The organism is Sporocytophaga myxococcoides DSM 11118, from assembly GCF_000426725.1.
In the GTDB taxonomy this organism is placed as follows: Bacteria; Bacteroidota; Bacteroidia; order Cytophagales; family Cytophagaceae; genus Sporocytophaga; species Sporocytophaga myxococcoides.
Window position 1 is genome coordinate 80,190 of record NZ_AUFX01000003.1, and the last position, 18,375, is coordinate 98,564.

Below are 18,375 nucleotides of genomic sequence, written 5' to 3' on the forward strand. Positions count from 1 at the left end.
GTTCCATTTTTAGGAATTGTTTGCTGAACTATATATTGAAATATTAGAACTGATCGATGTACTTAAATGGGAGACTATACTGATGAAGTATAATCAATGAACTATATAAATTCTATAAATACTGTCTTCAGGAAATGACAGACTTTAAAAACTCTTAATATTCTCAAGAATAGAATATTTGTATAATCAATTGCAAAAACTAAACTGGTAATAAATATCTCCGCTTGCAGTGTGTGGAGAATTAATATAAATGAAAATAAATTAACTTGCAATATGATCTTTTAAGTAACTGTAAAGATCGAAATAGAATCAGCTATGCATTAGGCCTGGCTAAAGTATTAAATATATAAATTTTACACCAAATTGTAAGATAATCTTATTTGGTAATTTAAAGTTTTTAATATTGATCAACAAATAATATGATTATTCCTATTAGCTTGACAAAACTATGATTATCTAAGACAAGAGAATTTTCTGATCAAATTAACTATTTATTAGTATTCATTGAGAATATACCTTGTTTGAGGTAATTACTATAATTGAATAACCTACCATTGGAATTTAGTGTTATGTTCTACAAAATTTCACTTTTTTACTATACCGTAAAAAGGTAATTTTATATCTATCCAACCTTAAATGAACAAATATTTCAGCATAATTGACAGCTTAAAATATTTAATGTTCTACTTTTAATTGTTGGAATAATTTTTCCTTAATAGGAGTTAAAACTTGAATTAATTTGCCAGGTATTCAATTTTTGATTTGAATCTTTATTTTTATAACTCTAGTTCTTTCGAAATTTAATTAGGACTCAAACAAAATTACGTTCCTAAAGCCAAAACCTTCATTAGTAAATTGACCCCCTCAATTAATAGAATATTTCCTTAATTATGTAATTAAAGAAGACTGGAAAAGGCAGAAAATGTGGATAAAATAACCCACTATAAATCAAACTATAGTAAGTTCATTTGACAGAACTCCATGCTTTCTTGACTATTGTTAATTATTTAATAGTCTTTGTCTTGTATTTTTGTAGAACTGTTTAATAATAAAGAGGGACACTACAAACTTATTCCGGCTTTACAACAATCTGAAATTTTGAATAAAGATTGCTGATTGAATTTGGCTTTTTAACATGATTATAATGATCAAATCAACCACCTGCAATGAAAGAATAGACTTTCATCTATTGACTAATATCTTTTTCCCAAATCTTTCTCAGAGTATTCACCCCTCTCCTATTGAGTTCTTAAATAGCTTATATTTAAGCTCCATCAAGTATAGTCTTATTAAAATACTTGAATGATTCGAAACTGATCAGAGTATTACAATCAAAACATAGATCAGCTTTTATAAAAAACTTTCAGACTTTCTTATAAAGAAAAATATAAAATGAAAAATAAAGTATTCATCTCTTTACAAATCATATTTCTTTTTACAATCCTTTCATTTTCATCCAAGGCTCAGGTCATGCTGGTGTCTTCTTATTATTCAAGCTCACTGCATACATCCTATGCCAAAACAATGGACATGGCCTTTGGAGCTGGAAAATGGAAACAGTTGTATTATGATAATGTAAATACTGATTCATTGCTGAACTCGGCTACCAACTATATTTATATGGAAGGAGATGAAGATCATTTTCGTTATCTGAGAGATTACTGGTTCACAAACAGAACCAAATATGAGGACTGGGTAAAAAAGGGTAATACTCTTTTTATCAATTCAAATCCTCCATATGATGATGATTTATCAATAGGTTTCGGAGGAGTGGAATTAGACTTTAATTTTATTGCGGATACGATAGTAAGTGCGAATAAGAATCATAAAATATTTAATGGTCCTCAGAAGCCTGTAGGTGAAGAGTTCTGGGGATATTCATCCTATAATGGAGCAAATTTAACAATAAAAGGTAGTGGTTTGAACCCTCTGCTTGTAAGTAAAGAGGATCCATCAAACATTGTACTTGCAGAAAAGGCCTGGGGGGGCGGATCTGTTATTTTAGGTGCTTTAAATAGCATGAGATATGTTTTTCCTCAAGCAACCTATACTAATTTAAGAGCTAATATACTGAGCCTGAAAAACACAGCTTCAGAAGTAAAAGCTGCATTGGAAACTCCAGCATCCAAAATCAGCGTTCGTTATGGAAACCAGGACATTTCTGTATCACTTGTAAATTATGGATCTAAAGCTTTAACAGAGGCTACTGTCAATTGGGAGATAAACGGAACGCTACAGACTCCATTCAAGTGGACAAAAAGCCTGAATCCGGTATCTGATAATACCTTCAGCAAGGATTCTTTTTCTGTTGGTAAGTTTAATTTTGAAAAAGGTAAGACTTATAATTTAAAAGCATGGGTTTCTAAATTGAATGGAAGCATTAATCCAACTTTACAGGATACAGTAATCCAGAAAATTTATACAGCTCTTGAAGGCAGTTATACAGTTGGAACTGAAGATGCAGATTTTGAGAATTTAACAATTGCAGTAAATACCCTTATTGAAGCAGGTGTTAGCGGACCTACTGTATTTAATCTGGCAGATGGAGGACATATTATAGGCCAAAAAATCATAGCTATCAAGGGAGCTTCTCTGTTGAATACTATTAAATTTCAATCTGTTTCAGGAGATAGTAGCAGTACAATCATATTCAGAGACGGAAACACACGGGCAGACCATCTTCTTGCATTCAATGGAGCGTCATACATAACATTTAAAGACCTTACTTTATCTAATTCTTATGATATATATGACTATGGAAATATTATAAAGTTTGAAAAAGGTGCACATGATATTTCCATCATCAACTGTAGAATTCTGGGTAAATATTATAACACCGGTTCAGCAAGTGCATCCACCATATATTTTGAAGAAACGGAGTCTACCCCTTGTTATAATATACAAATCAAAGACAATGTCATATCACAAGGTTCCTATGGAATTTATGCAAATCAACCTTACAATAGAGAGACCAGCGTAATCAAAGGGATTACCATTGAAAATAATGAAATTTACGGACAGTTCTCCGGAGCCATGTATCTTGGAAATATGTCTGGTCTGAAAATAGATGGGAATAAAATAAGTGGAACTCAACTTCAAAATTATTACGGTATATATGCAGATTATGCAGAGGACTTTTCAATTGCCAACAATCAATTGTATGTAAAAACTGTTGGTTATGGTATCCATGTTTCAAACTCCAATTCACCAGAAGGAAAAGTATCTTTAATCTACAATAATGCGTTTCATGGAGATGGCTTAGCTAATGTATACGGCATTAATGTAGCCCAGTGTAAAAACCTTTCAATCTTATATAACACTTTTAATATTACCAATAGCAGTGCAGAAAGTGTGGCCTTAAAAATTATCGGTACAAACAGCAACCTTCGAATATTTAATAATAACATTTGTGTACGTGGACTTGGCTTTGCTGCTGATTTTAAAACCAATGAATCTTTTTCTGATATCTCATCTGATCATAACAATTACTATTCAGGAGGCTCTTATACTTTCAGAATAAATGAAAATAATCTGAAAGGATTGGAGGACTGGAAATTACTTTCGAAAAAAGATTCTAGCTCTGTTTCTGTTGATGCTGTCTTTATTGAAGACAATGGATATAAATGTTCAAAGGGGTTGCTGGATGGGGCCGCAATACCTCTGGCAGAGGTTTCTAAGGACATCGAAGGAAAACCTAGAGATACCAGCCATCCGGATATCGGTGCAGGTGAGTTCACCTCTTCAGGAGCTGACCTGCAACTGCAGTCACTGTTGGTTCCGGTAGCACCATTCCTGGCAGGTAACTATGATATAAAAATTAAGGTGGCTAACAGTGGTAATGAAAAGATCACCTCTTTTGATTACCAACTAACATTTAATGGTGAGGTTAAACCCTTACAAAAATGGAATGGTAATCTTGAAAAAGGAAAATCTGTTGAGATTAACCTTGGCTCTCAAAGTTTTCCTTTTCTCAAAGGCAATGCAGTTAGCGTTGAAGTATCTTTCCCTAACGGAAGGGATGATCTTAACACGGCTGACAATATTCTCTCGAAGGAAAACCTGTATGCTGCATTACCTTCCAAGACTTATACGATCGGAGGAACAGCGCCTGATTTTGCGTCTTTCGGAGAAGTGCAAAACCAGCTGAAAAACGGAGGTATAAAAGGAAATGTAACTTTCCTGGTGAGAGATGGCATCTATAATGAACACATTGCATTGTCTGATATATCCGGATCAGGAGCAGATGGCAAGATTGTTTTCCAATCAGAATCCGGAGATAGCAGTAAAGTTACGATGAGTTATTATGTAACTCGTTATGAATCTGATTCCAGCTATGTTGTAAAACTTGAAAACACTTCCTATATCACCTTCAAAAATATTGGTTTTAAAATTGATGGTGAATATTATGCTAAAGCTATAGATCTTCAGGGAGCTAATTCAAATATTCTTTTCACCAATAACATCATTACAGGAAGAGCGAGTACTTACCCAAGTGAAAACAATACACTTGTAAATATACAAGGATCTGTGAGTCCGTCAGGAGATGTTGTATTTGAAAAGAACTTATTACAAAACAATGACTATGGCTTTTATTTGCTTGCAAAATCCACAAATGAATCCGGTAAAATCATAGTAAGAGGTAACGTTTTAATAAACCAGGCTGCATATGGTTTCAAGCTCAATGATCAATCTTTTACACAGATAATCTCCAATACAATAACTTCTGCAAGCACCAATACAAACTACAGAGCTATTGATATATATTCTTGCAAGGAAGGTCTAAAAATTCTAAAAAACCGTATTGCTACCAATGGAGGGTTTGGTATAAACTTAGGTTATACTAAAGCTACTGCCACGAACAGGATTTTAATAGCAAACAACTTTGTAAAGACTCAAGGAACATCTGAATCGAGGCCCATTAGCATGTCAGATGTAGAGCAGGCCGATATTTACTACAATACCTTTTTATATTCAGGTGCCAGTACAAGCGAGCGTTCAGCTTACCTATATAGTTGCATTTCAATAGATCTTTATAACAATCATTTTATTAATAATGGTGGTGGTTATGCATTATATTTTAGTAATAGCAATGATTACCTCAACATAAAAGCTGATTTTAATAACTATTACACTAAAGGTGCTAATCTATTATATTCATATAATAATACCAGCGCCCAGTTTAAGAGTATATCTCAGTGGTCTACTTATTCAGGCCATGATAAAAATTCTACTTCAATAGATCCGATGATTGCAACGGATTCTTATAAAGTGACCAATCCACGTCTGAACGGAACAGCCACCCCTGCCCTTCTTGTAACAGAAGATATAGATAATATAATTAGAAGTAAGTTTCCGGATATTGGCGCTTCTGAATTCAGTCCGGCTGGATTGAACCTTGCATTGAACAAGCTCCTGCTTTCTGATCAGAATTTTGCTGCAGGCATCAATCCTGTATCTATTGTTGTAAGAAACAATGGATCAACAACAGTAACTTCTTTTACAGTTAAATGGAAAACTAATGAAACTGCTCAGTCTGATTACTTATGGACAGGCAACCTTCAGGCAAATGCTTCAGACACTGTTGTACTTGGTAATTTTGACTTTAAAGTTGGACAACTTTATAAATTTGAAATCTCTGTTTTAAATCCTAATGGATCAACAGATTTAGATATAAGTGATAATACACTTGTAATCGCAGATCTTGCCGCTCCGTTAAATGGTACCTATACCATAGGCGGAACAAATCCGGATTTTGCCAGCTTTAATGCCGCAGCATTAATACTAAATAAAAAAGGAATAGCTGGAAACGTTACATTTAATGTAAGACCTGGCACCTATCAGGAACAAGTAAGACTGAGACAGATAGCAGGAACAAGCGCTGAAAGAAGAATCATCTTTCAATCTGAAAACTCTGATAGTTCTAAAGTAATCCTTTCCTTTTATGCAGGAACGTATTCTGCCAACTATGTATTGAGATTGGACAGCACAGATTATGTAACAATAAGAAATATCACTTTAAGGTCTGAAAACAATAGCTACAATGGGGTTTTAAATTTGCTTAATGGTTCTAATAACAATATTATTTCAAATAATATTATTCAGTCAGCATCAACAGGTAGTTATAATACGATAGAAATGTATTCCGAGAAAGCTGGACTGAAAAACAACAATAACCTGTTTGCAAACAATAGAATTCAATATGGAAGTACAGGTTTAGCTATTTCAGGTTATTCATCATCAGGAGGCAACAATGATGAAAATAATAAACTGGTTAACAATACCTTTACCAGTCAGAAATATTCAGGAATCAGTCTTTCAAATCAGAATTATTCTATCATAGAGAATAATACAATTGACATCATCGAAGATCGGGGAATCTATCTCTCTAGTACAATTGGATCAAAAATAACTGGTAATAAAATACTTTTAGGAAATGGAAATGAGGGTATCTATGTAAGCAGTGCTTCAAATCCTGATACATTACAAACAATTATTGCAAATAACTTTATTAAAATATCAGGCACTAACAATGCAGAGGCAATAAGTCTTTATAATGCCATTAACTTCAAGATTTATTTCAATACGCTTATTCTTAACAATAACTATCCATTATCAAATTGTGTCAACATTGAAAACAGTACAAATTGTATATTAAACAACAATATTATTGTCAGCCGAAACAAGGGATATGCGTTAAGTATTAACAATTCAAAAAACATTACTACTGATTACAACAACTATTATTCACAAGGGCTATATCCTTTCAGGCTGAATAAAAATGATCTGACTATAGGGGCTTGGACTGCTACTACAGGACAAGATAATCATTCTATAAATTTAGATCCGGTATTCAGTGCGGCTAAAGTGTGGCAGACTAATGACCCGAGAATAAACAACAAAGGAATTGCCATTGCAGGTTTTAATACAGATATCGACGGAGAGGCCCGTGGTGCTCAACCGGATCTGGGTGCTGATGAAAACACAATCAAAGGTGTTGATCTTGGGCTTTTATCCATAGTATCTCCCCTATCACCTGTAAAAGCTGGAAACCAGTCAGTAAAAGTTGTCCTTTTCAACAATGGAAGTGCAACAGTTAATACCGCAAACCTTAGCTGGTCTGTCAATGATACAACAAAAACTACTACCTGGACAGGTTCTCTTGCACCTTCGGAAAGTATTGAAGTATCAGTTGGAAATTTTCAGCTTCCGTCAGGAGTAACTGCGTCTGTAAAAGTTTGGATTAATGATCTGACAGATAATAACCATTACAATGATACATTGAAAGTAAATAACCTTCGTCCTGGTATGAGAGGTATTTATACAATCGGAAAACAGAGCTCTGACTTTGTTAGCTTTACTTCAGCAGTAGCTGCGCTCGCTACTGCAGGTGTTGCCGGGAATGTTGAGTTTCATGTAAAACCTGATACCTATTCTGAACAGTTTTCAATACCTGAAATTTTCGGAACATCAGATACAAGTACAATAACCTTTAAACCTCAGACAGAAGGTGATGTAATTCTTACTTATGCAGGAAAATCAGGTTCTAATTATATAGCTCAGTTAAACGGTGCGGATTATATAAGGATTTATGGCATACAATTTCTTCCAACCAATACAACATATGGAATCTGTATTAACGCTACCGATGGGGCGGATAACAATATAATAAGAGGAAATACTTTTAACGGAATAACCGATAACTCTTATAGTACCTCCATTATAATGTTTCAAAGGTCTTCAAGTGAATATACCAATCTCAACAACCTCATAGAAAACAATATATTTAAAAAAGGTGGTTTTGGGGTCTATTTCAGCTCCTCTAATAATAATGACAGAAATAACACTATAAAGAACAATCACTTTGAAGGGCAAGGAAATATGGCTATTAATGTATCCTACCAGCTTAACCTTCAAATTACAGGCAACAAGATTATTTCAGGTAACAACTATGAGTATTATGATGGTATTTCTGTCAATTATTGTACAGGAACATTTTTAATCGATAAAAACAGAATAGAGGTTACAAAAGGAAGATCAGGAATTAACTGCTCTGATAACAAAGGTACTAAAGCCCAATCTGGAATTATCTCGAATAACTTTATTACGATAAAAGGATCAAACAACAATTTTGGAATTCAACTTTATGCGTGCGAATACCTTGGGGTTTATTTTAACTCAATACTAAATGCGAGTACAGGAATAACTGCAAGTTGTTATAAGAGTTCAAGTTGTAAATATCATTCAATTGCAAACAATATCCTTTTAAATACGGGTCTCGGTTTTGCCTCAACTTTTGAAGACATATATTATGCACTCCTATCGGATCACAATAATTATTTTGTAAGCGGCACAAAGGTATTTGCGTCTCATGCAACACTATTGGAATGGAAAGTAAATAAAGGTGTTGATTTCAATTCGGTTTCACTTGATCCTAAATTCCAGTCTGATACAATATTGCGTTCTTCAGAAGTTGCATTGAATACATTGGGTAAACCAATATCCGGAATTACCGAAGACATTGATGGTGAAACCCGTAGCCTATCAAAGCCATCCATTGGTGCTGATGAGAATGTTCCGGATGCCAATGATGTAGGTATACATAAAATAGCAAGCCCGGTGCAGCCATTTGTTTCAGGAGCGAGTCCGGTAGCAGTTCAGCTAAGAAACTACGGAGATATACCTCTAGAGACAGCAACTATAAACTGGTCGGTTAATGGCATTCAACAAACTGCTATATCCTGGACAGGTAATCTGACATTGGGAGATACTTCTCTTGTAACATTGGGTAACTTTAATTTTGTTCCACAAACAGCCTATACAATCAAGACCTGGACAAGCGAACCTAACGGTATATCCGACAACAATCAATTGAATGATACAGTTCTTACAGGTCCGGTTTATGCTGCATTAAGAGGAACTTTTACTATCGGCGGAAACAGTCCTGACTTTGCAAAAATCAGTGATGCAACAGATGCTTTAATTAAAGGCGGCATAGTAGACTCTGTTCAGTTCAATATTAGAAATGGCATATACAATGAGAAGGTAATTATTCCATCCATTATCGGTGCTTCAAAGAAGAACTCGATTGTATTTCAGGCAGAGAGTGGCTTGAGGTCAGATGTCGAAATATCAAATAGTGGTACTGCAGATAAAAATTATCTGATTCAATTGTCTTCTGCGGATGGGATAACCTTCAGAAATCTGTCCTTCCGCAATAGCAGTAATATGTATGGCAGAGTTCTGAGCATCTTAAACGGGTCCGATAATATTACTATTTCAAATGTAGTATTTAACGGATCGGCTACAACAAATAATACAGAAAATCAAGCTTTGGTTTATAGTGAAGCCGGGGATTTCAGCAATGACAATCTTATTATTAAAGGCTCCTCTTTTATTAAAGGTGGTTATGGAATATATGCCTCTGGAAAGACCAGTACGAATAAATATCAGCAAGGACTTTTAATTCAGGGAAATGAATTTAAAGATTCATATGCTCAGTCGATAAATCTTATAAACCAGGACGAACCTGTTGTACAAAACAATAAAATAGAAAGTAACAGCAACTCCCCTGGGCATGCTGGAATAAAACTAAACAGCTATGCTTTCAAGAGCCGAGTAATTGGAAACAGAATAAAACTTTTCAATGGAGGATCAGGCATAGAGGTCTCTTCAGCGACAGGCTCTCCGGTAATAGCCAATAACGATATCCTGGTTTCCGGCTTAACAGTTACAAGAGGTATTAATGTGTATTATTCAGACTATATTGGTATCTATCATAATACTATCAGAATCAATAATAAAACGCTGAGTCTTGATGCTACAGCAGTTACACTTTCGGGAAATAACAATAGCCTGTTTAATAATAACCTGGTTGTTTCACAGGAAGGATACATCATTTATTATTACAATGGTTCTTTCTCATCCAACTATAACAACTTCTATTCACAAGGAAAATATTTAGGGTATTATAGTGATAAAATAAAAGACCTGACTGACTGGAAGCAGGTAACCGGAAAAGACAATCAAACGTTGACTGTTAATCCCAACTTTAAAAACGAACAGGAAGGCGTTATTTCCAATGCCCTTTTAAATGATGTTGCTCCTCAGGCAGGCGGTATTCTGAGCGATATCAATGGAGTTGCAAGAAAATCCTTAACTGATATAGGTGCATATGAATTTACGCCTTCAGGAACAGATGCATCACTTATTCAAATTGAAAAACCAGCAACACCAATTATTACCGGACCGCAGGAGGTTACTGTTACATTATACAATAATGGATCTGAAATTCTTAACAGTGCAAATATAAACTGGTCAATAAATGGAATTTTGCAAAGTCAGGTAAAATGGTCCGGATCATTATCCTCTCAGAGAAGCATCCCAGTGAATCTCGGTATACATGAATTTCAAAGATTAAATTCCTATGAAATAAAAGCCTGGGTTTCTTCTCCAAACAGCACAACGGATAATGAAATTTCAAACGACACAATAAAGAGAAACATCTCTCCTGCTCTTTCAGGTATTTATACGATTGGAGGGACAGGTGCTGACTTTCCTAACTTTACAAAAGCTACTGAAGCTTTGATGGCCAATGGAGTAGCAGGTCCTGTAGAATTCAAAGCTGCAGACGGTATCTATAACGAACAGATTGAAATACTAAAAGTACCAGGGATCTCTTCAATCAATAAAGTAAGCTTTTCGTCTGCATCTGGAGACAGCACCAGGACAACAATCAACTATCAATCGACCATCGATAAAAACTACATTGTTTTAATAAAAGGAACCAATTATATAACATTTAACGGTATTACTTTAAAGTCACTTGATACCGAATATGCTAATGTATTGGTAATGAAAGATGGTGCTAGTTATATCAATGTTCTGCATTGCGTACTGAGTGGAAAAAGATATAATTCAAGCGGAAATCAATATCTTATAAGTACATCAGGTTATACAACAGGAAACCGTATTGAAGAAAATGTATTTCAGGATGGTTCTTATGGAATCTATATGGATGGTTCGGCTTCAGTTAGTCAGACAAATGAAATTTCAGGAAACGTTTTCCATACTCAGAGTAAATCATGTATTTACCTGAGTTATCCAAGAAATACGATTGTTGAAAATAACATCATAACCCCGCTTTCACACTATACATATTATTATGCGATATATGCAGGTAACTCAAGAGGTAGCCTTCGTATTTCTGGAAATCAGATAATAATTCCCGGAACCAGAAGCAGAGGTATTTACCTGAATTCTGCTATCGGAACAAGTTCAGACCCTGTATTGGTTTACAACAATTTTATAAGCCATACTCAATCAGAAGAAAACTCTGGTATTTATTTAGCTTCTTGTGAAAATGTTGGAGTGTATCATAACAGTGTCAGAATTTCAGGAACAGGTACTCCAATATATGAAGCCTTTAATCTGGAAAACAGCCGATACATTCAGGTCAAAAATAATATATTCGCTCACTTTGGTAAAGGACGTGCAATTACTGTAACAGGCAATACACAAAGTCTGACTTTTGACTATAACGATTACTTCTCCACAGGTGAAACTCTGGCTATATGGGGTAGTTCGTCAAACACTTATGCATCAGTAGAAGCGCTTCAGGCTGCTACAGGTATGGATAGTCATTCATTATCTATCGATCCTGTTTTTGTAAGTTCTACAAATCTGCATGTAAGCCAGTCAAATCTTGACGGAGCAGCAATACCTATATCTCAGGTGAAAACAGACATAGACGGACATACCCGTCATGATAAAAATCCTGATATTGGAGCTGATGAATTCGGTTCAGGGCTTGTAACCAAAGATATAGGTATTACATCTGTAATCGGACCCAAGAGTAGTTGTAACCTGAATGGCAATCGGTTTATTGCAGTAAAACTACAAAACTTCGGCGTTGATACACTGAATAACATTTCCATACATTTTGTTCTCAATGATACTCTTAACATTAAAGAAGAACTCACAGGTATAAAGCTAAAAGGTGGACAATCTTACAATTATACATTTAAAACCCCGGTGGTGATGGATGATCACACACTGTATTCATTTGATATTTATACATCGATGGATTTCGATTCCAACAGGGATAATGATTCCATAAACAATTATATCATCCACCACTACCCTACTGCAGATGCTTATGCAGGAAAAGACACTATAATTTGTCAGAATGCCCAATATTCATTGGTTGCAAGCGGAGGATCTAAATATACCTGGCAAATATTAGGGTCTGATGTTGTTTATGCCAATCAGAGAGTTCAACCTGTTAGTCTCAACTATAAAACTATTTTTGTATTAAAATCTTACAATACATATGATTGCTTTAATACAGATACGATAACAGTTGATGTGATACCAAATCCTGAAAGACCTGTAATTACATCTGAAGGAACTTTAGGAGGAGCTTGTAAAAAAGATTCGATTACACTTACTTCCAGTATAAAAGATAATATCATCTGGTCTACAGGACAAAAGACAAAAACCATAAAAGTAGCCAGTGCTGGAGATTACTCTGTGAAACATACAGCTCCACTTTCCAGCTGTTCATCTACTGGTAGCATTGAAATCAAAAGTCCGCTTATTCCAAGACTGACTCAAAATTTAACAATTTGTCCGGGTCAGGAAGTTAGACTAGAAGTTTTTAATGGTGGCCAGTCATTCTTATGGTCCACAGGAGAAATCACTAGTTCAATTCTTGTTTCACCAACCAGCACAACAACTTACAATGTTAAAATCAAAACGGAAGAAGGTTGTGAATTGGATAAAAGTGTAACTGTAAGTGTACGTGGTGGTGATTTTATTCCTAAAATAACATCCTTGAAAGGTGATGCGGCAGTATGTGCAGGAAGTGAAGCATTATTAACAGTAGAAGGTAAAGCATCCTACTTTTCCTGGTCAAATGGCTCATCAGGCAATGCCATTAAAGTTTACCCTACTCAAAAAACAACCTATTCTGTGACAGCGCATGGAGGTACATGTTTTGGCAGAACTGAAACAGCATCTATAGTTGTAGATGTTTTACCAGGTCCGGACAAAGCTCCTATTATTGTTGCTACTGGCTCAAGCACATTGTCATTCTGCGAAACAGATGCTATAACCCTTACCTCTTCTGATTATTCAGAATTTATAAAATGGTCAACCGGAGATACAACTCCATCTATCACTGTTTTAGCTCAGGGAATTTATTCTCTCAGCCATGTAAGCAAGGAAGGTTGTGCGAAAACATCTTCAGTTAAAATAGAAGATCCTAAAGTACCTTATATAGAAGGTCAAAAAGAAATCTGTAAAGGTGAATCCACGACACTTACTGTGATGAATGGATATCACTACCAATGGAGTAATGGAGAAACAAGCAGTTCCATCATAGTTTCACCGGATACTACAACAGAATATACTGTTCTTATTGAAAATCGTGAAGGTTGTAAATACGAACAGAAAGTGAAAGTAACTATTTTCGAAACACCTATAGTTACAGGCATTAGCTCGGATACAGCTATCTGTCAAGGAACAGAAATAGACTTGTTTGTTACAGGAAAAGCAAAAGAGTTTTTATGGACTGACGGCCATGTCGGAAGCAGGATAAAAGTAAAACCTGAAGAGACAACTGAATTTGGTGTTAAAGCAACTAACGGTTGCTCTAATCAGAATGGAAATGATTATTTAAATGTTAAGGTAACTGTGTTGCCACTCCCAGAGCAACCTGTTATTCTTCAAGGAAATAATAAAGTATATTGTTCTGGCCAGAAGATAACGCTGGAGAGCAAATACTCAGACAGCATCAGATGGTCGAACGGTGCAACAACCAAATCAATTATTATTTCTGATACAGGGATATATAAACTTCAAAGGTTCAACCAATATATGTGTACCAGAACGGCTGAAATATATACCTCCTATCCTGAAAAGGCTTATATTACTATAGAAGGAAAAGGTTTTCAGACTATCTGTAAAGGTGATGCAGCACAGTTGCGCCTTGTAAATGGCTCGGATTATTTATGGTCAACCGGAGCAAATACGGCTGATATTGAAGTTAGTCCACAAGTCACAACAACGTATTATGTAAATGGAATAAATGAATATGGCTGTTCATATGCTGATTCCATGAAGATTACAGTGATTGACCCTGTAGCACCTGCTGAAGTTAAAAATCTTATTCCATTGAATAACAAAGCGGATCTGAGTCTGCCGCTTTCATTGTCCTGGAGTCCATCAGCGAATGCAAGCCATTATGATATTCGTATATGGAAAGAAACAGAATCACTTCCTGAATCACCTTTTGTGCGAAATACCAGTCAGATTCTATATCGTATTGAAAACCAATTGGATTTTGGCACAAAGTACAACTGGCAAGTCACTGCTAAAAATTCATGTGCTGAAACTACCGGACCGATCCAACAATTTGAATTGAGAAAACTTCCGGATCTGGAAGTAAAAAATGTACTAGTACCGGCATCAGCATTCTCTGGTCAGGAGGTATTGTTGTCGTGGGAAGTCAAGAACTCAGGCATAGGCAAGACTGTATCAAATGAATACTGGTTTGATAAAGTATATCTTTCAAATGATAGTATTTTAACGTTTGGAGTTGATTCCTATTTAACAGGAATTGCAAATAAAACCTCACTTGATTCGGGCCAGTCCTATATTGCATCTGCAACGGTCCGACTTCCTGAAGGAGTTGGTGGTCCACATTATGTTTTCATTGTATCGAATCAAAACAATGAAATAAAAGAGCTGACCCATGATAACAACATAGGAAGGAATTCAAGATATCTTTTGGTAAACCTCACTCCTCCTCCGGATTTACAGGTGCTTGAGGTATCAACCCTTTCAAATGTATTTTCAGGACAAACAATAGATCTTAAATGGACAGTTGGTAATAAAGGAGATGGCAAGACTCATTCCAGCATATGGAAAGATCAGATCTATTTGTCACAAGATTCTGTGTTGCGTTCAGGTACAGCACTTATACTTGCTACTATAACTCACAGCGGGCAACTGGAAGCTGGAAAGTTTTATTCGAATACAATTCCTGTAACTCTGCCTCACGGAATCTTCGGAAAATACTTTATCCACGTGAAGACTGATGAGGATGATCAGATATTTGAGCACGCTTACAATAATAATAATTCCGAAAAAAGTAATGCAATTTCTGTAACGCTATTACCTCCGTCTGATCTTGTACCAAGTGTAACTTCAATACCAGCTTCAGCAAGTAACAGAGACAATATCAAAGTAACATGGACTGTTAAAAACCAAGGAGGTTCCGCTACGAATGTCGGCAGATGGACAGATGAAATCTATCTTTCTAATAATATCTTCTTTGATGCAAAGAATGCAAAATTGCTGGGTTCCAAAACGAATTATTCCGCATTAAACCTTGGAGAGAGCTATAGCGCTGAAGCCACAGTTAAAATCCCGGATAATATTACAGGAGCCAATTACATATTTGTGGTAACAGACAGAGCTAATGAAGTTTTTGAACATGAAAACAAACATAACAACACGGGCAGAAGCTTTACCTTGCTGACTATTAAGTCTCCTGATCTTATTGTTGAAGAAGCTATTGTTTTAAATACAGAAGTAAACTCAGGAGAAATCATGAAAGTCAGATATCTATTGAGAAACAAAGGTACCGGAACTGTTAATGCAAATACATGGATAGACAGCCTGTATATAAAAGAGTCTGTAGCTTCAGATACAACCAAAGCAAAAACGGTAGCTGCAATGGTAGTAAAACCAGAAAGGATTTTAAATCCTAATGAAACTATCTATGTAACCAGTTCTATCAAGCTTCCGGAAGGAGTTAACGGCACCATTTACCTTCAGATTCAGACAAATGCAGACAGAAGCGTTTATGAAGTAACAGAGGGATATGCAAATAACAAGTTTAACAAAGCTGTGGTAGTAACATTGTCTCCATGGGCAGATCTGAAAATAAGCAAGTTATCTGCTGACAGAGATACCGCGGAAACAGGCTCTGCATATCCACTTCATGTTAAAGTAACAAATCAGGGAAAAGCTGCAACCAAAGATTCGTCATGGATAGATAGAATTTATATCTCTCCGTCACCTGTCCTTGGAAAAGATACAGTATTGCTTGCAGGAGCAAGAGCTGACTTCAGATTGAAGAAAGACTCTTCATATAGCTATACTATAGATGTTCCTATACCATTTGATATTGAGAAAGGAACTTATTATTTCTATGTAATTACCGATGCGACCAATAAAATTTATGAGCATACAGATGAAAACAATAATATTACCATGTATGGCCCTGTTGCAGTTACTTATGGTCCAGGCCCGGATCTTAAACTATCTGAACTGAAAACACCAGAAACTGTTTTGACTGGCATCAGCTATCCTGTAGAATGGAGAGTTAAAAATATCGGAAGACAAGGTGCCCATGCAGAATGGAGTGATGCTGTTTATCTGTCGAGCGATACGATATGGCAGCCTAAGACAGACATCTATTTAGCTTCCTACTTTGGCAAGCATTCGCTTGACTCAGGAATGACTTATTTCGATTCCCGCAAATTGGAAATACCAGAGGCTATATCAGGACAATATTACTGGATAATGGTAACCGATTATTCACCTAATGGTAAACCTTTAACAAACTCAGGAGACCAAAACAGAGCTAATAACTATTCTGTAAAACCAGTTGCAATTACCTTAAATACAACACCAGATCTTTACATTACAGACCTGAAGACTCCGGAAGAAGGTGTCTCCGGACAACCGGTAACTATTCAATACACAGTCACCAATCAGGGTACAAGCGCAACCCGTCCTAAAAGGTGGACTGATAAATTTTATCTGTCGACCGACTTCAACATTGATAAGAACGACAGATTACTTGGATCTATAGACCGGTATGATTCGCTTCCGGTTGGGTCAGGATATAGCGTGAATAAAGAAGTTATATTACCATTGTATGAATCAGGTAATTATATATTACTGGTAAAAACAGATAATGATAATTCGCAATATGAAGGCGATCAGGAAGGTAACAATGTATCTTCCTCCCCTATCCATCTTGAGATGCCACTGCCTGTAGATCTGATTGTATCAGAGATTACAACTGATAAAGAGCAATATACAGCGGGAGATGATCTGAAAATATCATGGGCAATATTGAATAAAGGAATCAACCCGGCAGTGGGTTATGAAGAAGATCAGTTTTATTTGTCCAGAGACCAAAGCTGGGATCTCAGTGATATCTATCTTGGCAATTCCAAAAACTTTTTGAGATTGGCATCAAATGGTGTGCAAGCATTCACTAATTCATTCAAGATTACAAATGCTTCTGTGGGTAACTACTATGTAATTGCAAGAACAGATTCAAGAAATCAGATACCGGAAACAGATGAACGAAATAACGAAACAGCAAGTCTGAAATCAATCCTGCTGGATGTTAAAGAACTTGTGCTGAATGTTGCAGAAGATACAATCCTTGCAAACAAAGGCGGTCTTTCTTATAAAATAATCATTCCGGATTCGCTTAAGAATGAAACTCTTCTTGTGGAGTTAACTGGTGAAGATCAGAACAACCACAACGAATTGTATATTCGTTACGGCGATGTACCAACAAGAAATACCTATGATGCTGCTTTCAGCCGTCCATTCTCTGGAAATCAGGAAGCAATCATCAGCGAAATGAAGCCGGGTACTTATTATGTAATGGTGTATGGTGAAAATGAATTTGGTCAGGCCCAGGATATAACTCTGAAAGCTTCCATACTTCATTTTGAAATACGATCTGTAAAAACAAATGTCGGAGGTGATTCAGGACCGGTTACGACATGCATACAGGGAGCGAAATTCAAACCAAGTTGTAAATTTTATATTTATCAAGACAACCTTCCGATAAAGGCCAGCAAGGTATTTTATGTAAATCCTACCAAGGTATTTGCAACATTCAATCTTGCAGGAGCAGCGCATGGTTATTATGATGTAGTATCTGTAGACTCCTTATCTGGTGAAGAGGCAGTAAAATTGAATGGATTTAAAGTAGAAAAATCCACACAAGAACTTTTGCTAACTGATCTAGATCACCCGCGTTCAGCAAGAGCGGGACAGATAGTTCCTATACATGTACATTTTGCTAATGGAGGAAATATAGATATACCGACACCGAGAAGAGCAATCGTTTGCACAGGCTCCAAAGTGCCTCTGGGATTGACTGTTCAGGATCTTCAATATTACTTTACATCATTAAGTATGGATTTTTCAGAGCCAGAAGGTCCTCAAGGTGTGTTAAGACCAGGAGCTATAAGTGACAAGACATTCTATGTTGCAGCCTGGGCACGACGTATACAATTAAAAATATTAACCAAATAATTTTGCATCATATAAAAATTG

At 35.9% G+C, this 18,375-nt stretch carries 1 protein-coding gene; it reads left to right on the forward strand.

The features are described 5' to 3' along the window. The first annotated feature begins 1,392 nt into the window (after nt 1-1,392). Nucleotides 1,393-18,354 (forward strand): CARDB domain-containing protein, encoded by a 16,962-nt coding sequence (locus K350_RS0100230; RefSeq protein WP_028978200.1) that lies wholly within the window; start codon nt 1,393-1,395, stop codon nt 18,352-18,354. The last annotated feature ends 21 nt before the right edge of the window (nt 18,355-18,375 follow it).